Below are 18,627 nucleotides of genomic sequence, written 5' to 3'. Positions count from 1 at the left end.
ATGACACAAGAAAGCATTCTGACTGTCCGCGACCTTCGCGTTACATTTTCCACCAATGACGGGCCGGTGCAAGCGGTGCGCGGCATTGATCTGGATGTGAAGGCCGGAGAAACTATTGCCATTGTCGGTGAGTCCGGCTCCGGTAAAAGCCAGACCACCATGGCCATCATGGGACTGCTCTCCCAAAATGGCGAAGCCAGCGGCCAAGCCCTTTATCGTGGCAAAGATATGATCGGTATGAGCGATCAGGAGCTGAACAAAATCCGTGGTGCGAAAATCACCATGATTTTTCAAGAACCAATGACCTCGCTTGATCCGCTCTACCGCATTGGCGAACAGTTGGCCGAGCCTTTGCGTTTCCATGGCGGTTACACCAAAAGAACCGCCCGCCCGCGCATTATCGAATTGTTGAAACTGGTCGGCATTCCCGAACCCGAACGCCGCATCGACAGTTACCCTTATGAGCTTTCCGGCGGACAGCGCCAGCGCGTCATGATCGCAATGGCACTTGCCAATAATCCGGATATCCTCATTGCCGATGAACCAACAACGGCGCTGGATGTGACCATTCAGGCGCAGATCATGGAGCTGCTGGCAGATTTACAAAAACGCCTCGGTATGGCGATTGTGTTCATCACCCATGATTTAGGCATCGTCAAACGCTTTGCCGACAAGGTCTATGTGATGCGCTACGGCGAAGTGGTTGAAGCTGCCGAAACGCAGAAAATCTTCCACCATCCTGAGCACGACTATACCAAAATGCTGCTCAATGCTGAACCGGAAGGCACCAAAAACCCGCCACCGGCAGATGCACCGGTTTTGATGCAAGCCGATAATGTCACGGTGAGCTTTGACCTCAAAAAAGGCTGGTTCTCGGAAAACACCGTCCTGAAAGCCGTCAATGATATTTCGCTGACTTTGAGAGAAGGTCAGACGATTGGTATTGTTGGTGAATCAGGTTCCGGTAAATCCACCCTTGGCCGTGCCGTTTTACGTCTTCTCAAAGCGGACGGTAAAATTGCATATTTGGGCAAAGAACTGCCGCTTGATCCGCAAGAGATGCGTGCCTATCGCCGCGAATTGCAATTGGTGTTCCAAGATCCGTTCGGCTCGCTTTCACCACGCATGACCATCGGGCGCATCATCACTGAAGGGTTGCTGATCCATGAACCAACACTGAGTGCCAAACAACGCGACCAGCGCGCCAGTGAGGCACTGCTGGAAGTGGGGCTCGACCCGTCGATGCGCAACCGTTACCCGCATGAATTTTCCGGCGGTCAGCGTCAGCGTATTGCGATTGCCCGTACGATGATCTTGAAACCACGTGTTATTGTGCTGGACGAGCCAACCAGTGCGCTTGACCGTTCGGTGCAAAAACAAGTGGTAACATTGCTGCGCGATTTGCAGGCACAACATGGCTTGTCTTATCTGTTCATCAGTCATGATATGGCTGTGGTACGAGCTGTTTCTGATTACGTGATCGTGATGCAGAACGGCAAAATCGTCGAACAGGGCGACACAGTGCAAGTGTTTGACCATCCGCGTGAGGCATATACCAAAACACTGATGCAGGCAGCACTGAGTGAAAAGCGCTTCGGCACTTAAAATTTACGACACTATTACCATCAAAAAGGGCGATTTCACCTGAAACTGCCCTTTTTGATTATGGCAGAATGTCAAAGACTTTTTCCAGCGGACGACAGAGCACCGCGCCTTTATCACTGACCACTATGGGGCGATTAATCAACAGCGGATGCGCCATCATCGCATCCAGCAATGCATCATCGGAAAGGCTTGCATCACCAAGGCCAAGTGCCTCGTAGGGTGTGCCGCGCTCACGCAGAAAATGGCGCACAGGCTCGCCCGATTTGGCAATCACGGCTTTCAATTCATCGCGGCTTGGCGGTATTTTCAAATATTCAATAATCTGTGGCTCAATGCCTTTTTCGCGGATAGCAGCCAAGGCATTACGTGATGTACTGCAAGCCGGATTATGATAAATGGTAACAGACATTTTATTCTCCGTTTCACAAAGGCGCTTTATGATTGCGGTTGACGTGAACCGCGATAGTCCCCATGTCTATAAAGACTATATTTGACCTTTGATTATCACAAACAAATCCAGAACGGTACAGGAGCCAAAGTCCATGCAAAATTCCAAGAAATTCTACATTGATGGTGCATGGGTTGATCCGGTCGTCCCTGCCACGATTGATGTGGTTGATCCTTCAACAGAGCAGGTTTTTGCAACTATTTCTGCCGGTACCAAAGCTGATGCAGACAAAGCTGTTGCAGCCGCAAAAGCTGCTTTTAAAAGCTTTTCCCAGACGACCAAACAAGAACGGCTTGATATCCTGAAGCGCATCCTCACCGCCTATAATGCCCGCATTGAAGAATTTGGCAAAATCATCTCAAAAGAAATGGGTGCACCGCTGGATATGTCAATCAGCGATCAAGCAGGCACCGGTACCGGCCATTTGGCACAAATGATCAAAACACTCGAAGAGTTTGATTTCGATTATATGCAAGGGCAAACCAAGATCACCCATGAGCCGGTTGGCGTTGTGGCGATGATTACCCCTTGGAACTGGCCGATCAACCAGATCGCTTCTAAAGTGGCACCTGCCATTGCAGCCGGTTGCACCATGGTGCTGAAACCGTCTGAAATTGCACCGCTTAACGCCATTCTGTTTGCCGAAATCATGCATGAAGCAGGCGTGCCGAAAGGCGTATTTAATCTCGTCAATGGTGATGGCCCAAGCGTTGGTCAGGTGCTGGCAGAGCACAAAGATGTCGATATGGTTTCTTTCACCGGTTCTACCCGTGCTGGTGTAATTGTGGCGCAAAGTGCGGCACCAACCGTCAAGCGCGTACATCAGGAACTGGGCGGAAAATCGCCAAATATCGTGCTGCGCAGTGCTGATCTTAAGGCTGCTATTCCGGCGGGTGTTTTCCATTGCTTCAACAATAGCGGCCAGTCCTGCAATGCGCCGACCCGCATGTATGTGCCTGCCGAGAAAATGGATGAAGTGATCGCACTTGCCAAAGTGGCAGCGGAAAAAGTGCGCGTTGGTGCACCTTCCGATGCAAACACCACCATGGGACCTGTGGTCAGCGAAGTTCAGTACAACAAAATTCAAGAGCTGATCCAATCCGGCATTGATGAAGGTGCGGAACTGGTAACAGGCGGCACCGGCAGACCGGCAGAGCTAAACAGCGGCTATTATGTGCGCCCGACCGTCTTTGCCCGCGTGCAACAAGACATGCGCATTGCACGTGAAGAAATCTTCGGCCCTGTACTTTCTATTCTCGAATATGACACGGTTGAAAATGCCATCGAACTGGCCAATGACACCGATTATGGCCTTGCGTCTTATATTCAGGGTGATCTGGAAGAAGCCCGTGCTATTGCACCAAAGCTTCGCACCGGCACCGTGCGCATCAACCGCCCGGATTGGGATAGTGCGGCACCATTTGGTGGCTATAAGCAATCCGGCAATGGCCGCGAATATGGCTTGTTCGGCCTGATGGAGTTTTTGGAAATCAAAGGCATTCTCGGCTACGAGGAAGCTTGAATAACAACCAGCGCTCATGACATTTGATTTATTTGCAGATCAGACACCACCCCTTCCGCCTGTGGAACACATGGCGGAAGGAGCCGTTTTGTTGCGCCAATTTGCAAACCCTCATCAAGAGGCACTGCTACTTGCTTTGCGGCAAGTGGTGGATATATCGCCTTTTCGGCATTTGGTGACACCGGGCGGCTATCAAATGTCAGTTGCGATGACCAATTGCGGCAAAGCAGGCTGGGTGTCGGATAAACAGGGCTATCGCTATGATGCGATTGATCCGATGACGCAAAAACCATGGCCTGCCATGCCACAAGCCTTTTTAGCGCTGGCACAACAAGCAGCAGCACAAGCTGGTTACGCTGATTTTACGCCCGATGTCTGCCTGATGAACCGTTATCTGCCCACCACCAAACTATCACTGCATCAGGATAAAGACGAAAAAGATTTGCATCACCCGATTGTGTCGGTCTCGCTGGGACTGCCTGCTATTTTTCAGTTTGGTGGATTAAGCCGTCAGGATAAAATTACCAAATATCCGCTTCACCACGGCGATGTGGTGGTATGGGGTGGCGCATCACGGCTTTATTATCACGGTATTTTACCGCTTAAAGAAGGTGAGCACCCGATTTTCAGGCGCTCGCGCATCAATTTGACATTTCGTAAAGCGCTCTGACTTTAGAGCGTGTCACACTTAATCATATCCACTGCGCTCGCTCTAATGTTTTTTTACACATGTCTCCCCAAACCGGTGACCACTTTGGGGAGACATGCTCTAAGTCAGCGCTTGCTGCTTTGTTTCCACATCAATGAAGAAGGCGATAATGGCTGCCAGCAACAAAAGCGCTGCAAACATCCCAACCGCCATGATGAAACTCTGGCTGATCACCCATGCCAGCACCGAGGGCGCCAGCAAACCGCCAAGACGCGCCATCGCACCTGCTGCTCCCATACCACTTCCACGCAATGCAGTCGGATATAGTTCCGGCGTGAAGGCGTAAAGCGCGCCCCATGTGCCAAGAAGCGCAAAGCTCATCACCAGAATGGACATGCCTACAAGGAACGAACTGCCGGCAATAGTGAAGAGGAAACAAGCTGCCGCACTGATAAACAAGAAAGTAATCAGCGTATTGCGGCGCCCCCATGTTTCAACGCCGTATGCGGCTAAAGCATAGCCCGGTAATTGTGCCAATGCTACAATAACCAAGAAACCATAACCGCGCACGAAACCGAAACCATCACTGGCAAGCTTGGCCGGTATCCATGTGAAAATGCCATAATAAGAAACCGACACCAAAAACCAGATTGCCAGAGTGGTAAGCGTACGTTGACGTAAAGCCGGTGAAAACAGGCTCTCATTGCTCACCAATTGCGGTGCAATCAGCTGGGTGTTTGCATCAAGCTCCGGTTTGCCATTGGTGCGCAGAACGCGATTCATCACGCTCTTGGCTTGTTCATGTTCGCCATTTTTCATCAGGTGCATTGGTGATTCCGGCACCCAGATGCGCAGCCAGATACCAATAACGGCAGGTGCGGCAGTCACGATGAAAATATAACGCCATGCGTCTTCAACACCGGCAAGACTTGCGCCCCATGCAGCCAGTGCAATTACCACCGTACCAACAGCCCAAAAACCTTCCAGCATCACCAGCCAGCGACCACGGGTTTTGCTTGGCAGAAACTCGGCCATCATTGCATAATCAACCGGCAATGTGCCGCCAACCGCCATACCCGTGAGAAAACGAAGCCCTAAAAGAATGCCGAAACTTGGCGAAAAGGCCGACAACAAACCAAACACCGCATCACAAGCAACCGTGATGAGCAGCACACGGCGGCGACCATATTTATCCGCCAGACGGCCAAAGACGGCCGCACCAATCAGCATACCCAAGAAGAACAAAGTGCCTGTTTGTAATGCCTGCGGCAATGTTAGACCGAAGGTCAGTGCGATGGAAGCGCTGGTAAAACCAACCGCCAGCACCTGCATAGCATCTGCCGCCCAGACAAGACCGAATACGCCGAGCAAATGGCGCTGAAAACGCCCCGTGCCCGCCTGATCCAATGTTTGTTCGATTGTTTGTTTAACTTGGGTCACGATTGATGGCTCCTCGCCTGCCTTGTGCACCGATAATCATTTTCGATAATTCACTTGATAAGATTTTGCCAGAGGGTTTCTGCCCGTGCCGACAATGTTTTCAAATGGCGATAGATGCGGATTTCCGAAATGATCTGCCATTGTTCATCATTGCTTGCCAGCACCAGTTGCCCACTCGCCTGTTCCGCTGTGATCAGGCTTTCCGGCAGCCATGCCACCCCCCAGCCAGCCAATGCCATTGCTTTCAAACCGACCGAAATCGTATTTTCATGCACAACGCGGCGCTTGAAATCCGGCACTTGCGTAAACTGCTTTTCCAAAGCTGTGCCAAAAAACGATGTGTCGCCATAACTTAAAAACGGCAGTTCCGTACCTTCTGCCAAAGCTTTATCAAGCAAACATCCATCCGGATGGGGTGCCGAAACCGGTAGCAAACGTTCCTCACCCAGAACATGATAAGCATAATGATTAGTATCAAGATGAAACGGCACATTTTCATGCGCGTAGGTAAGAAGAAAATCGGCTTCACCATCGGATAGTGTTTCGACATTTTCTTCAATACCGCCGCGATCAGGACAAAGACGCGACTGGATCGGCCCCATCTGCTCTTGCAGCTTTTTCAGCCATAGCGGAAAAAAAGTAACGGTTAAGGTTTGCAGACCGGAAAAGCTGACAATTTTCAGCTCATCACCATTGGGTTGCAAAGCAGCACGGGTGCGATAAAAATTGCGCAATGTTTCCTGCGCCACCGGCAAAAAGGCTTTGCCCTCTTTTGTCAGCTCGGCCGGAAAGGTTGCGCGGTTGACCAATGTCACACCAAGCCAGATTTCCAATTGTTTAATGCGCCGGCTAAATGCCGATTGCGTTACATGGCGCAACTCTGAAGCGCGCGTAAAACTGGAAGTCGAAGCAAGAACGGTGAAGTCCTCCAGCCATTTCAATTCCATATTAAAAGCCCGCCCCTCAATTTATAAAATTTGATCCCGATATTCTTATGCATTTCTTGCATAAGAATTGCAAAACAAAGCAATAGCCGCCACTGCAATAATTGCTTAAGTTGCCTCATTGCTATTTTATACCCCACCGGAGTGTTCCTTGTGACAAGAACTATTTATATCAACGACCAGTTCGTGAGCGAACAGGACGCCAAAATTTCTATCTTTGACCGCGGCTTTCTTTTTGCCGATGCGATTTATGAAGTCAGCGCCGTTGTAGAAGGCCGCTTGGTTGATAATGATCTGCATTTGACCCGTCTGGAACGCTCTCTTGGCGAAATCGGTATTCCGATGCCGATGCCTAAAGAAGACATCATCAATTTACAGGCTGAATTGATCCGCCGCAATAACCTGCATGAAGGTGTCGTTTATATTCAAATCACCCGCGGTACCGCTGAACGCGATTTTGGTTATGCCGCCGATTTGAAGCCTAACTTCATCATGCTGACACAGGTGAAAAACATCACCAATAGCGCTGGTGCAAAAAACGGTGTCGCTATTGATCTGGCACCGGACAACCGCTGGACACGCCGCGATATCAAAACAACCATGCTGTTGGCACAGGTTTTGGCCAAAAAGGCAGCGCATGATGCCGGTTATCAGGATGTCTGGCTGGTTGAAGACAACTACATCACCGAAGGTGGCTCCTCCAGCGCGTTCATCATCACCAAAGATAATGTGCTGATCACCCGTCCAAACTCCAACAAGATCCTGCCGGGCTGCACCCGCAAGGCTGTGTTGAAGATTGCGGAAGAGCAAAACCTGACTGTTGAAGAGCGTCTTTTCAGCACTGAAGAAGCCTTCAATGCCAAGGAAGCTTTCCTCACCAGCGCATCAAGCTTTGTTACACCTGTCATCCGTATTCAGGAACATGTGATTGCTGACGGCAAGCCGGGGCCTTTGACCCTGCGCTTACAGGAAATCTACATGGAACTGGCCCGCACCGGTTCAGAACCGATCATCTGATAAAAGGATTAAAGACGATGAATGCACGCATCCGTGATTTTAATATTCACTGTGGCGCCATGCCGACAGGGACAATAAATGCAATCACGGATGTGCCGGGCGTTCTCGTTGGACATCACACGATACAAGACGGTGACATCAATACCGGTGTCACCGCCATTTTGCCCCATAGCGGCAATCTTTATCGCCGCAAGGTGTTGGCTGCCAGCGAAGTCATCAATGGCTTTGGCAAAAGCACCGGCCTTGTTCAGATCAATGAACTGGGATCGTTGGAAACCCCCATTCTGCTCACCAATACATTCGGGGTTGGCACCTGCGCCAATGCGCTGATCCGCGATGCCATTGCCAAAAACCCTGATATCGGCCGCACCACGGCGACGGTTAATCCGGTTGTCTGTGAATGCAATGACGGCCCGCTCAATGATATTCAAGCCCTTGCTGTGACTGAAAACCATGCGCGCCTTGCACTCGATAATGCAGGCACTCATGTTGCAGAGGGCAATGTGGGCGCTGGCACCGGCATGAGCTGTTTTGGCTTTAAAGGCGGTATTGGCACCGCTTCACGCCAGATTAAACTGGATGGCAAAACCTATCATCTTGGCGTACTGGCATTGACCAATTTTGGACGCGCCGGTGATCTGACCCTGCCAGATGGCCGTCGTCCTGATCCGCGCGTTAAAGCCGAAGCTGAAAAAGGCTCGGTCATTCTTGTTCTGGCCACCGACATTCCGCTTGAACATCGCCAGCTAAAGCGTGTCACCAAGCGATGCGGAGCCGGTCTTGCCCGTCTTGGTGCTTTCTGGGGGCATGGCAGCGGCGACATTGCCGTTGGCTTCAGCACAGCCGTGACCTTTGATCATGATGAAAAAAACGACCTGATTTCCATTCAGACTTTGAACGAGAATCGCATCGATCAGCTTTTCCGCGCCGCCACCGAAGCGACTCAAGAATCAGTGTTAAATTCGATGTGCGCCGCCAATGCAATGGTTGGGCGCGCCGGAAACAGCCGTCTTTCTTTGCGCAACTGGCTGGAAGCTTAACACTTCATTTATCTTCGGCGCTCAGCAGAATCGTAAAGGCTGCATTTATTTTTCGTCTTATATGAGAGAGATGCGCCGTTAAAATAATTTTTTACCACGTCAAAGCCCGCATTTGCGGGCTTTATGCTTGATTGAAGGTTAAATACTTATCAGCTTGGAAGGAGGTTGTTAACCTTCATTTTCTATTACTAAGCCACGTTCTAAGGCTTAAGTACGAGTTGGTTCAGGTGTCATGCGTAATCTCAGAAGTAATTTTTCCCCAATGACCACAGACAGCGCGGACAGCGCATCTGCGTCACATCAGTCGCGCGATAACACGCAGCAGGATATCCGCGGCACCAGCGGTCCGGCGACGGCAAATGCCCATATTGATCCGGCGTGGAAAGCTCATTTTTCACTCGGCCAGAATGTGCGCTTTACCCGCACACCCGAAGCAGAACTTGCGCGCCGCCGTGGCGAAACATTGCCGGATATCAATTCCCGTTATTCAACATCGGCTGTACAGGCTGTTGACACCAGTGTCAGCTCTGAAAAAACAGTCGACCAGCCGATGGTTGTCGCAAGCTTGCAGGAAAGTGTTTCACAAGGATTGGCCGCGACACCGGCTGCACCTGTAACAACACCAACCATTGCAACGACCCAGCCAGCACCATCCACCCATGTGCAGACACCACATCTGGATGCCGCTGTAAAAAGCCACGAAACTGCTCATGATGAACAGATTATGGCTGCCGAGCCGGTGCAGGTAACGGCACCTGTTGCAGAAGAGCCTGTCATTGCGCCTGTCACCGCCACTGTGATTGCGGCTCCGGCCGCTATCACCAGTGAGCCTGAAGAAGCACCGGTTCGCAAAGATGTAACGCAGCTTCTATCCGATTTTGCTTTTTTTGAAGGTTTCGACTTCTCAAGCCTCATTGATGCGCCATCAGCACCTGCTGCGGTCGAAGCTGCACCGGTTGCAATTGTTGCCGAGCCAATTGCAGAGGTGAAAACTGAAGAAGTTGCAGAAGAACCAGTTGTTGATATTCTGGCACAGTTCCGTGTGGTTGAATGGAACAAGCCACGTAACACACCGGCAGCAGAAGAAACTGCCGCGGAAACTGTTGCCGAGGCAGTCGCAGAAGCATCGGTTGCAGAAGCGCCTGTGATGGAAGCGGTACCGGTTATTGACGAAGTTGCCCCTGCGATTGAAGAAGCGAAAGAAACCGAACAGCGGCAGATGGCTGCGGTCGAAGCAATTGCTGACAGTGAAGCAGTTGACGCCATTGACGATCTGGAAATGGTTGAAGATGCAGAGATGGAAGAGGTTGATGCCCCCTCCCCTGCAGCGCATTCTCAAACCGCACCGGCATTCGCACGGATTGCAACACCAGCCGCTCCTTATCAGCCAGCTCCGCTGCCGCAAACTGCGGTTGAATATGTCGCTGGTGAATATGAATTCCCGCCGCGCTCGCTCTTGCAGGAACCACCTGCAATGGACGGCACGGTCATTACGCAGGAAATGCTGGAACGCAGCGCCGGTTTGCTTGAAAGCGTGCTGGAAGATTTCGGTGTACGCGGTGAAATCATCCATGTTCGTCCAGGCCCTGTGGTTACACTTTATGAATTTGAACCGGCACCGGGTGTTAAGTCCTCCCGCGTGATCGGTCTGGCGGATGATATTGCCCGTTCAATGTCTGCGCTTTCTGCCCGCGTTGCCGTGGTACCAGGCCGCAATGTCATCGGCATTGAATTGCCGAATACCAATCGTGAAACGGTTTATTTCCGTGAAATGATTGAATCCAAGGCATTTCAGGATTCCGAATATCACCTGCCATTGGGCTTGGGCAAAGCAATAGGCGGCGAGCCGATCATCGCTGAACTGGCAAAAATGCCTCACCTTCTCGTTGCCGGTACCACCGGTTCGGGTAAATCGGTTGCCATCAACACAATGATCCTGTCGCTGCTCTACCGCTTCAAACCGGAAGAATGCCGCCTGATCATGGTGGATCCGAAAATGCTGGAACTGTCGATCTATGACGGCATTCCGCATCTGCTCACCCCTGTAGTGACCGACCCTAAAAAGGCTGTTGTGGCGCTGAAATGGGCTGTGCGCGAAATGGAAGAGCGCTATCGCAAGATGGCACGTCTGGGTGTGCGCAACATTGAAGGCTTCAATGCCCGTGCAGCAAGTGCCAAAGGCAAGGGTGAGACCGTCATGTGCACAGTTCAGTCCGGCTTTGACAAAGAAACCGGTGAACCTGTTTATGTACAGGAAGAGCTGGATCTGACCCCGATGCCTTATATCGTCGTTATCATCGACGAAATGGCCGACCTGATGATGGTAGCGGGTAAGGAAATTGAAGGTGCGGTGCAGCGTCTGGCACAAATGGCGCGTGCGGCCGGTATCCATCTGATCATGGCCACCCAGCGCCCGAGCGTTGATGTGATCACAGGTACAATCAAGGCCAACTTCCCGACCCGTATTTCGTTCCAGGTCACTTCAAAAATCGACAGCCGTACGATTTTGGGTGAAATGGGCGCAGAACAACTGCTTGGTCAGGGCGATATGCTGCATATGGCCGGTGGCGGACGCATCGTGCGTGTTCATGGCCCATTTGTCTCCGATGAAGAAGTCGAAAAAGTCGTCACCCATCTGAAAGAACAGGGCCGTCCGGATTATCTGGCGACCGTCACCGCAGAAGATGATGATGAAGAAACGGTAGAAGAAGACAGCGCAGTTTTTGACCAGTCAAATGCTGGCGCAGAAGATGGCGACGAATACTACCAGCAGGCAGTCAAAGTTGTGATGCGTGATAAAAAATGCTCCACCTCTTACATCCAGCGTCGTCTCGGCATCGGCTATAACCGTGCGGCCTCCCTTGTGGAGCGTATGGAAAAAGAAGGGCTCGTGGGTGCTGCCAATCATGTCGGCAAACGCGAAATCCTTGTAGGCAATCGCGACAACGTTTAAAACCGAAGCTGAAAACAGCTATATTTATAAACGACATCAAGCGGCTCTGATCATCAGAGCCGCTTTTTGTATTTTAAACCCACCTAAAATACTCTATCACTCCAGCTTGATTGTTCATTTCATCGGTCAATGTCTGATTTATAGGCAAAGGATATTGCGATGCCCGCACATATACCCAAAACACAACAAGCACCCATTAAGAAACGTAAGCTTGCGCTGGTTTTCATCAGCCTCATTGGATGTTGTCTGTTCTTGTTGTTTTTGAGCCTCGGCATTTGGCAGGTGGAACGTCTAAGCTGGAAAAAAGACCTTATTGCCCGGGTGGACGCACGCATTAGTGCAGAAGCTGTGCCGGTACCTGCCCCACAGGAATGGCCGATAATCACCGCTGAAAAAGACGAATACCGCCATGTTTCGGTTGAGGGTAGCTTTTTACAAGGCAAAGAAATAGCGGTCAAAGCACTTACCGTTTTAGGCTCCGGCTATTGGCAAATGGTACCACTCAACACAAAAGACGGAGAAGTGATTTATATCAATCGCGGCTTTGTCAGCGATGAGGATTATAAAGCGGGCATGTTGAACAAAAATATTCCTGCCGGTGATATCACTGTTTCAGGGTTATTGCGAATGAGTGAGCCGAACGGCTTTTTCCTGCGCCCGAATGAGCCGGAAAAAAACCTCTGGAACTCACGTGATGTTGAAGCTTTCGCACGAAAACAAAGCCTCAACCAGGTCGCACCTTATTTTATCGACGCTGATAAAAGCGATAATTCTGCTGCATTATCCAGCAAACAACCCATTGGCGGTCTGACGGTGGTGAATTTTCCCAACAACCATTTATCCTATGCAGTCACTTGGTTTGCACTCGCATTAATGGTGTTAGGAGGCACACTATTTACATGGTTGTACAAAGATAAACCCAAAACATGACTTTTTAGCTTTGCTCATCTGCCAAACATGACTATACAATACAACATTCCTGAATTTGAAGATTGACCCTGATTGACAGTGAGAAAGCATATGACCATCGGTACCCGCCTCTCCACCCTCTTTGGTGCAGCAATTGTTGCCATGTCGCTTGGTGCAGCAGCTCAGGCTGAAGAGATCACCATCAAGCATGTGCAAGGTGAAACCTCAGTTCCGGTAAAGCCTGCCAAGACCATCACTTTTGATCTTGCCACTCTGGACAATCTTGATCGTTTGGGCGTTGACATTGTCGGTCTGCCGACCGCCAATCTGCCAAAATATCTCTCCAAATATTCCGCTGATAGTTACGCAAAAGTCGGAACTTTGTTTGAGCCGGATTATGAGGCGGTCAATGCCGCTGCACCAGATTTGATCATTGTTTCTGGTCGCTCTGCACCGAAACAGCCGGAACTGGCAAAAATCGCACCGACCATTGATCTTACCGTTAATGCGACCAATTTCATTGCCGACGTCAAAAACAATGTTGAAACATTGGGTCGCATCTACGGCAAAGAAGATGCAGCAAAAGACGAAATCGCCAAGCTTGATGCTTCTATCGCAGTTTTAAAAGAAAAAGTTGCCGGTAAAGGTAAAGGCCTGCTGGTTATGACCTCCGGCGGTAAGATGAGCGCTTATGGCCCAGGTTCACGCTTCGGCATGCTGCATAGCGAATTTGGTGTAGAACCGGCAGATCCTGAATTGAGTGTCGGCAGCCACGGCCAGCCGATTTCCGCAGAATATATTCTGGAAAAAAACCCTGACTGGCTGCTCGTCATCGACCGTGATGCGGCTGTTGGCGCCAAAGAAGGCAATGCCGCCAGCAAAGTTCTGGACAATGATCTTGTCAACCAGACCACCGCTTGGAAAAACGATCAGGTGATCTATCTTGATCCGATGAACTGGTATCTGGTCGGTGGCGGTCTTTCCGGCCTGCATGAAACCATCGACCAGCTTTCAGCAGCTTTTGACAAAGCAAAGTAAGCGTCAGCAATCGATAAAACCCAACAAGTCGGGCCTTCCGTTCATCACGGCAGGCCCTCACTTTTAAAACACAAAGGTTGCCGCGTGAAAGGTCTTTTTGCAGCAGTTTTCGTCGTCTTTATTCTGGCTGTCATCAGCCTGTTTATTGGCGTGAGCGATGTTTCGTTGCAAACCTTGTTCGGCGACAGCCAGACTGATCGTGCCACACAAGTCTTGCTGGTCAGCCGCATTCCCCGCACGATCGCCATCATTCTTTCGGGTATGTCAATGGCGGTTGCGGGTCTCATCATGCAAATGATGGCGCGCAACCGTTTTGTTGAACCTTCCACCGCGGGAACGGTCGAATCTGCCAGTCTCGGCATTTTGATGGTTACGCTTTTAGCACCTGATACGCCTGTTTTCGGTAAAATGATGGTGGCCGCTGTTTTTGCCATGGCCGGAACAACGCTGTTTCTACGGATCCTGCGCGCCATTCCGCTGCGCTCTGTGCTGGTGGTGCCTCTTGTCGGCATTATGCTCGGCGGTGTGATCAGTGCGGTCACCACCTTCATTGCCTATCGCTTCGAGCTTTTACAATCGCTTTCTGCCTGGACAACCGGTGATTTCTCCAGCGTTCTGCGTGGCCGTTATGAGCTTTTATGGATTTCATTTTTCCTGACAGTAATTGCCTTTATTGCCGCTGACCGGTTTACTGTTGCCGGTATGGGTGAAGATTTTACCACCAATCTTGGCCTTAAATACCGCCGCGTCATGACCCTTGGTCTTTCGATTGTGTCGATGATTTCCGCCGTTGTTGTAGTAACCGTCGGTATGATCCCTTTCTTAGGTCTGATCGTACCTAATGTGGTCAGCATGACAATCGGCGATAATATGCGCCGCTCCGTGCCTTGGGTGGCAGTACTTGGTGCCGGACTGGTCTTGGCTTGCGATATCGTCGGTCGCCTGATCCGTTATCCTTATGAAATTCCGATCGGCACCATGATGGGCGTGGTGGGAAGTGTCGCCTTCCTCTATCTTCTGTTGCGCAGAGGATCTCGCTTTGCTTAAGAAAAACCCGAAATTCGTTCTTATCAGCTTAAGCATGCTCGCACTTGTGGCGATGATTGCCTTCATGACGCTCGGCATCAAAGGCAGTTGGTCTTTTGCGCTGCCGTTTCGCGGGGTCAAACTCGCAGCCATCGTGCTGGTCGGCTATGCGATTGCTGTTTCCACCGTATTGTTTCAAACAGTTACCAATAACCGTATCCTCACCCCTTCGATTATGGGTTTTGATGCGCTTTATATTCTGATCCAGACCTTCGTTGTTTTTTTCTTCGGCACCACCCATCTAAGCTGGCTTGGACCAAACGTGATGTTTGGCGTTGAAGTTTTGGTGATGGTGATTTTTGCCGGTGTGCTTTATCACTGGCTTTTTTCCGGCGGCATGCGCAGTCTGCATCTGGTAATGCTGGTCGGTATCGTTTTCGGTGTTTTATTCCGCAGTTTTTCCAATTTGATGCAGCGCATGATCGACCCGAACGAATTTGCCGTTCTGCAAGATCGTTTCTTTGCCAGCTTCAACACTATCAATAGTGACGTTCTGGCGATCTCAGCTATCGCCGTAGCACTTGTGTCACTTTACGGTTTGCGGATGCTGCATGTTTTTGATGTGCTTTCACTGGGGCGTGATCCTGCCATCAATCTGGGCGTGGATTATCGTAAGGTGGTCAATAAAATCTTGTTAATGATCACCATTCTCGTCTCCGTTTCCACCGCACTGGTGGGGCCGGTGACATTTTTCGGCCTACTGGTTGCCAATCTGGCCTATCAGATTGCCGGCTCTGCACGTCATATCATTGTCTTGCCGGTCGCAATTTTGATCGCAATCTTATGTCTTGTCGGTGGACAGGTGATACTTGAGCGCGTATTTGCGTTTAATACAGCTTTGAGTGTCATCATCGAGTTTCTGGGCGGTCTCGTGTTCATCGTCCTTTTGATCAGAGGAAATAAACGATGATCGAAATCAGTAATGTCAGCAAAAAATACAATGATGCCATTGTTGTTGACGATGTGACACTTAAATTGCCCTCTTGCGGTATCACCTCCATCATCGGGCCTAATGGTGCCGGTAAATCCACCCTGCTTTCCATGGTCAGCCGTTTGCTGCCGATGGATAAAGGCAAAGTGACGATTGATAGTCTGGATGTGAATAAAACTGCTGGTGATGTGCTGGCAAAACGCTTGTCCATTTTGCGCCAGGACAACAGTCTTTCATCGCGTCTGACGGTGCGTGATCTGGTTACCTTTGGCCGTTATCCACACACCAAAGGCCGCCCCAATAGTGACGACCGCCGCCATGTCGAGCAATCGATTGAATATTTGGGGTTGGAAAAATTAAGCGAGCGTTTTCTCGATGAACTCTCAGGCGGTCAGCGTCAACGCGCCTTCGTAGCAATGGTGCTGTGTCAGGATACTGATTATGTGCTGCTTGATGAACCATTGAACAATCTCGATATGAAACATTCAGCTGCAATGATGAAATTGCTGCGAAAAGCTGCTGACGAGCTTGGCAAAACCATCGTGCTTGTTCTGCATGATATCAATTTTGCTTCTTGGTATTCCGATCATATCGTAGCTATGCGCGACGGCAAAGTTGTGCATCAAGGGACACCTGACGACCTGATCCAATCCGATGTTTTACGCGACATTTATGATATGGATATTGATGTAGCGATGATTGGCGGCAAGCGGATTGGCGTCTATTATCTTTAATTCAAGATAATCAAACCGTTACTCAAAGGGTTTTGGCGCCATGTCACAATTTTTCATCGGCATTGACGGCGGCGGTACCGGATCACGTGCCGTGGTCGCAGATAAAAGCGGTACAATTTTAGGCCGCGGTACCAGCGGTGCGGCCAATATTGTTACCGACCCTGAACAATCCACAAAACATATTCTGGAAGCCGTCCACAAAGCGTTTGATATGGCTGCACTCGACACCAGCCTCTATGCACAAAGCGTGGCCATTCTTGGCCTTGCAGGCGCCAATATTGCCAATGCGCGTGATGCTATTCTCAGCCAAATGCCTTTTGCCCATTCAGAGATCGTTTCAGACGGTCTGATTGCGCTTCAGGGCGCGCTTGGTGACGAAGACGGCACTGTGATCATCCTTGGAACAGGAAGCGCCTATGTCACGCGCATAGGTGAGAATATCAGCTGGCGCGGTGGCTGGGGCTTTCAGCTTTCTGATCTGGGCAGTGGCGCAAGACTAGGCCGCAGCCTGTTGCAAGAGGTTCTCCTCAGCTATGACTGCATTATTCCTGCCAGCCCGCTGACAGAGCATGTTATGGCGCAATTTGGCCATGAACCGGCACAATTGGTGGAGTTTGCTAAAACTGCACGACCAAGCGCCTATGCCGCTTTTGCACCGGATATTTTTATCCATGCCGATCAGGGTGATCAGGTAGCGCTGAAAGTGATTGAACAAGCAGCCGCTGATATTGCACAAACTTTGCGGGTGTTGATCGCGGAAGGCACCACTCAAATCAGCATGCTGGGTGGACTTGCACCCCTTTATAAAAAATATCTGCCTGTCGAACAGCAGGCTTTGATTGTAACACCTCAAGCCGAAGCTCTTGATGGTGCCTTGCAATTAGCGCTTAAAAAATCCCGTTAAAGAAAAAAGGTAGCAGAACAATCTGCCACCTCATTCCAGTTTAATGCTGCGGCTTGTTGCCTTGGCGCGCCAGCTCAAGGGTCGGATCTTCCTTGATGCGTTTGCGCTCTTTATCATCCATCAATTCATACCACATTGCATTGAGCACAGCGAAAGCTGCGGCAAGAGGTAATCCTAAAAACCATGAAAAATACCACATTTTCATTTCTCCTGATCGGCAGAACAGCCATGCCGTTCTGCCTGCAATCTTAATATGCGTGGCTGTTATCGTCTTCGATCATCTTCTTGTCGACCTTGCCCCACAGCACCTTGTAAACCCAAGATGTGTAGAAAAGGATCAAAGGTAAGAAAATTGCCGTCACAACCAGCATGTTAAACAAGGTCATCTGGCTGGAAGATGAATCCCAAACCGTAAGGCTGGCATTCGGATCAAGAGAAGACGGCAGAATGAACGGGAACATCGCCACACCCACGGATGAGATAATGCCGAAGATCGACAATTTACCCATCAAAAGCGGCATCAGTTCACGACCAGCACGCAAAGCTACCAGTACCGACAACGCACCCAAAATACCCAAAGCCGGTGCAATCAGCAAAATCGGATAATTGCTGAAATTGGTAAACCATGCACCATGTTCCACCACTGCCGTTTTAAACAGCGGATTGGACGGGCCATCTGTGACAATATCACTGGTGATGCGATAACCGGCAATGCCGTACCACATCCAGATACCGGCCAGCACATAGAAGACAATTGTCAACAAGGCTGCAATACTGCCAAAGCTTTTGGCGCGTTTTGCAATATCACCGGTGGTTTTCAGCACCAGCCATGCAGCACCATGCATGGTGAGCATCGCAACCGACAATAATCCGCACAGAAGTGCAAACGGATTGAGCAGACCAAACAGATTACCTTCGTAGAAAATCTGCAAATGATCGCTAAAGCGGAACGGCACGCCCTGAAGCACATTGCCAACCGCCACACCGAAAATCAGTGCCGGTACAAAACCACCAATGAACAATGCCCAGTCCCAGCCATTGCGCCATTGAGGGCTTTGTTTTTTGCTGCGAAATTTAAAACCGACAGGACGTAAAATAAGCGCAAACAAGATGATGAACATCGCCAGATAAAAGCCGGAGAAGGACACAGCATAAAGCGGCGGCCAGGCAGCAAAAATAGCACCACCACCAAGGATGAGCCAAACCTGGTTGCCTTCCCAAACAGGGCCTATCGTGTTGATAACAACGCGGCGTTCAACATCGCTTTTGGCGACAAACGGCAGCAAAGTGCCAACGCCGAGATCAAAGCCGTCCATAGCGGCAAAGCCGATCAGCAAGACACCCAGCAGAACCCACCAGATCAGCCGTAAGGTTTCATAATCAATCATTTGACTTAAGATCATATCG

17 protein-coding genes are annotated in these 18,627 nt (G+C 50.3%); 12 read left to right on the top strand and 5 right to left on the bottom strand.

The annotated features are described in order from the left end of the window. A complete protein-coding gene (locus ACI0FR_RS01290; protein ID WP_374828897.1) occupies nucleotides 1–1,605 on the top strand; it encodes an ABC transporter ATP-binding protein in 1,605 nt (534 codons plus the stop codon). Nucleotides 1,606–1,663: 58 nt separating this feature from the next. Here the strand turns inward: ACI0FR_RS01290 and arsC are convergent, their stop codons facing one another. Beyond that, nucleotides 1,664–2,014, bottom strand: coding sequence for an arsenate reductase (glutaredoxin) (gene arsC / locus ACI0FR_RS01285; RefSeq protein WP_374828896.1), 351 nt, complete (start codon nucleotides 2,012–2,014; stop codon nucleotides 1,664–1,666). A gap of 133 nt (nucleotides 2,015–2,147) precedes the next feature. On the opposite strand from arsC, the gene ACI0FR_RS01280 reads away from it, so the two are divergent. Together ACI0FR_RS01280 and alkB are read left to right on the top strand one after the other, a co-directional pair. Further along, nucleotides 2,148–3,575 (top strand): aldehyde dehydrogenase family protein, encoded by a 1,428-nt coding sequence (locus tag ACI0FR_RS01280; protein WP_404906744.1) that lies wholly within the window; start codon nucleotides 2,148–2,150, stop codon nucleotides 3,573–3,575. Nucleotides 3,576–3,591: 16 nt separating this feature from the next. Next, nucleotides 3,592–4,245, top strand: coding sequence for a DNA oxidative demethylase AlkB (gene alkB, locus ACI0FR_RS01275; RefSeq protein WP_374828894.1), 654 nt, complete (start codon nucleotides 3,592–3,594; stop codon nucleotides 4,243–4,245). Nucleotides 4,246–4,344: 99 nt separating this feature from the next. Here the strand turns inward: alkB and ACI0FR_RS01270 are convergent, their stop codons facing one another. After that, entirely contained in the window at nucleotides 4,345–5,664 is a 1,320-nt protein-coding gene (locus tag ACI0FR_RS01270) for an MFS transporter (RefSeq protein ID WP_374828893.1), read from the bottom strand. A 50-nt stretch (nucleotides 5,665–5,714) separates the two neighbouring features. After that, entirely contained in the window at nucleotides 5,715–6,611 is an 897-nt protein-coding gene (locus ACI0FR_RS01265) for a LysR substrate-binding domain-containing protein (protein WP_374828892.1), read from the bottom strand. 150 nt (nucleotides 6,612–6,761) lie between these two features. On the opposite strand from ACI0FR_RS01265, the gene ACI0FR_RS01260 reads away from it, so the two are divergent. The 9 genes from ACI0FR_RS01260 to ACI0FR_RS01220 all read left to right on the top strand — a co-directional run bounded on the left by ACI0FR_RS01260 (nucleotide 6,762) and on the right by ACI0FR_RS01220 (nucleotide 17,220). Next, entirely contained in the window at nucleotides 6,762–7,625 is an 864-nt protein-coding gene (locus tag ACI0FR_RS01260; protein WP_374828891.1) for a D-amino-acid transaminase, read from the top strand. A 17-nt stretch (nucleotides 7,626–7,642) separates the two neighbouring features. Further along, entirely contained in the window at nucleotides 7,643–8,665 is a 1,023-nt protein-coding gene (locus ACI0FR_RS01255; RefSeq protein WP_404906747.1) for a DmpA family aminopeptidase, read from the top strand. Nucleotides 8,666–9,215: 550 nt separating this feature from the next. Next, the gene (locus tag ACI0FR_RS01250; protein WP_404906918.1) at nucleotides 9,216–11,618 is read left to right on the top strand and encodes a DNA translocase FtsK; all 2,403 of its coding nucleotides are present in this window, start codon (nucleotides 9,216–9,218) and stop codon (nucleotides 11,616–11,618) included. 159 nt (nucleotides 11,619–11,777) lie between these two features. Then, nucleotides 11,778–12,548: an SURF1 family protein gene (locus tag ACI0FR_RS01245; RefSeq protein WP_404906749.1), complete on the top strand. Its 771-nt coding sequence runs from the start codon at nucleotides 11,778–11,780 to the stop codon at nucleotides 12,546–12,548. A 90-nt stretch (nucleotides 12,549–12,638) separates the two neighbouring features. Continuing rightward, nucleotides 12,639–13,565: a siderophore ABC transporter substrate-binding protein gene (locus tag ACI0FR_RS01240; RefSeq protein ID WP_374828888.1), complete on the top strand. Its 927-nt coding sequence runs from the start codon at nucleotides 12,639–12,641 to the stop codon at nucleotides 13,563–13,565. Between the two features lie 84 nt (nucleotides 13,566–13,649). Next, a complete protein-coding gene (locus ACI0FR_RS01235; RefSeq protein WP_374828887.1) occupies nucleotides 13,650–14,612 on the top strand; it encodes an ABC transporter permease in 963 nt (320 codons plus the stop codon). Between the two features lie 34 nt (nucleotides 14,613–14,646). Further along, nucleotides 14,647–15,561 (top strand): iron chelate uptake ABC transporter family permease subunit, encoded by a 915-nt coding sequence (locus ACI0FR_RS01230; protein ID WP_374830392.1) that lies wholly within the window; start codon nucleotides 14,647–14,649, stop codon nucleotides 15,559–15,561. Beyond that, entirely contained in the window at nucleotides 15,558–16,316 is a 759-nt protein-coding gene (locus ACI0FR_RS01225) for an iron ABC transporter ATP-binding protein (RefSeq protein ID WP_374828886.1), read from the top strand. Before ACI0FR_RS01230 ends, ACI0FR_RS01225 begins: the two co-directional genes overlap by 4 nt. A 40-nt stretch (nucleotides 16,317–16,356) precedes the next feature. Beyond that, on the top strand, nucleotides 16,357–17,220 hold the full coding sequence (locus ACI0FR_RS01220; protein ID WP_404906752.1) for a glucosamine kinase nucleotide-binding domain-containing protein: 864 nt from the start codon (nucleotides 16,357–16,359) through the stop codon (nucleotides 17,218–17,220). 40 nt (nucleotides 17,221–17,260) lie between these two features. On the opposite strand, the gene cydX is transcribed toward ACI0FR_RS01220, so the two are convergent. Together cydX and cydB are read right to left on the bottom strand one after the other, a co-directional pair. After that, on the bottom strand, nucleotides 17,261–17,419 hold the full coding sequence (cydX, locus tag ACI0FR_RS01215) for a cytochrome bd-I oxidase subunit CydX (protein ID WP_343802304.1): 159 nt from the start codon (nucleotides 17,417–17,419) through the stop codon (nucleotides 17,261–17,263). Between the two features lie 49 nt (nucleotides 17,420–17,468). Next, nucleotides 17,469–18,623: a cytochrome d ubiquinol oxidase subunit II gene (gene cydB / locus ACI0FR_RS01210; protein WP_374828884.1), complete on the bottom strand. Its 1,155-nt coding sequence runs from the start codon at nucleotides 18,621–18,623 to the stop codon at nucleotides 17,469–17,471. Nucleotides 18,624–18,627: the final 4 nt, after the last annotated feature.

Origin of the sequence: Paenochrobactrum sp. BZR 201-1 (assembly GCF_044987585.2) — a bacterium.
GTDB classification, from domain to species: domain Bacteria; phylum Pseudomonadota; class Alphaproteobacteria; order Rhizobiales; family Rhizobiaceae; genus Paenochrobactrum; species Paenochrobactrum pullorum.
This window is presented reverse-complemented; position numbering and strand designations above follow the sequence as displayed.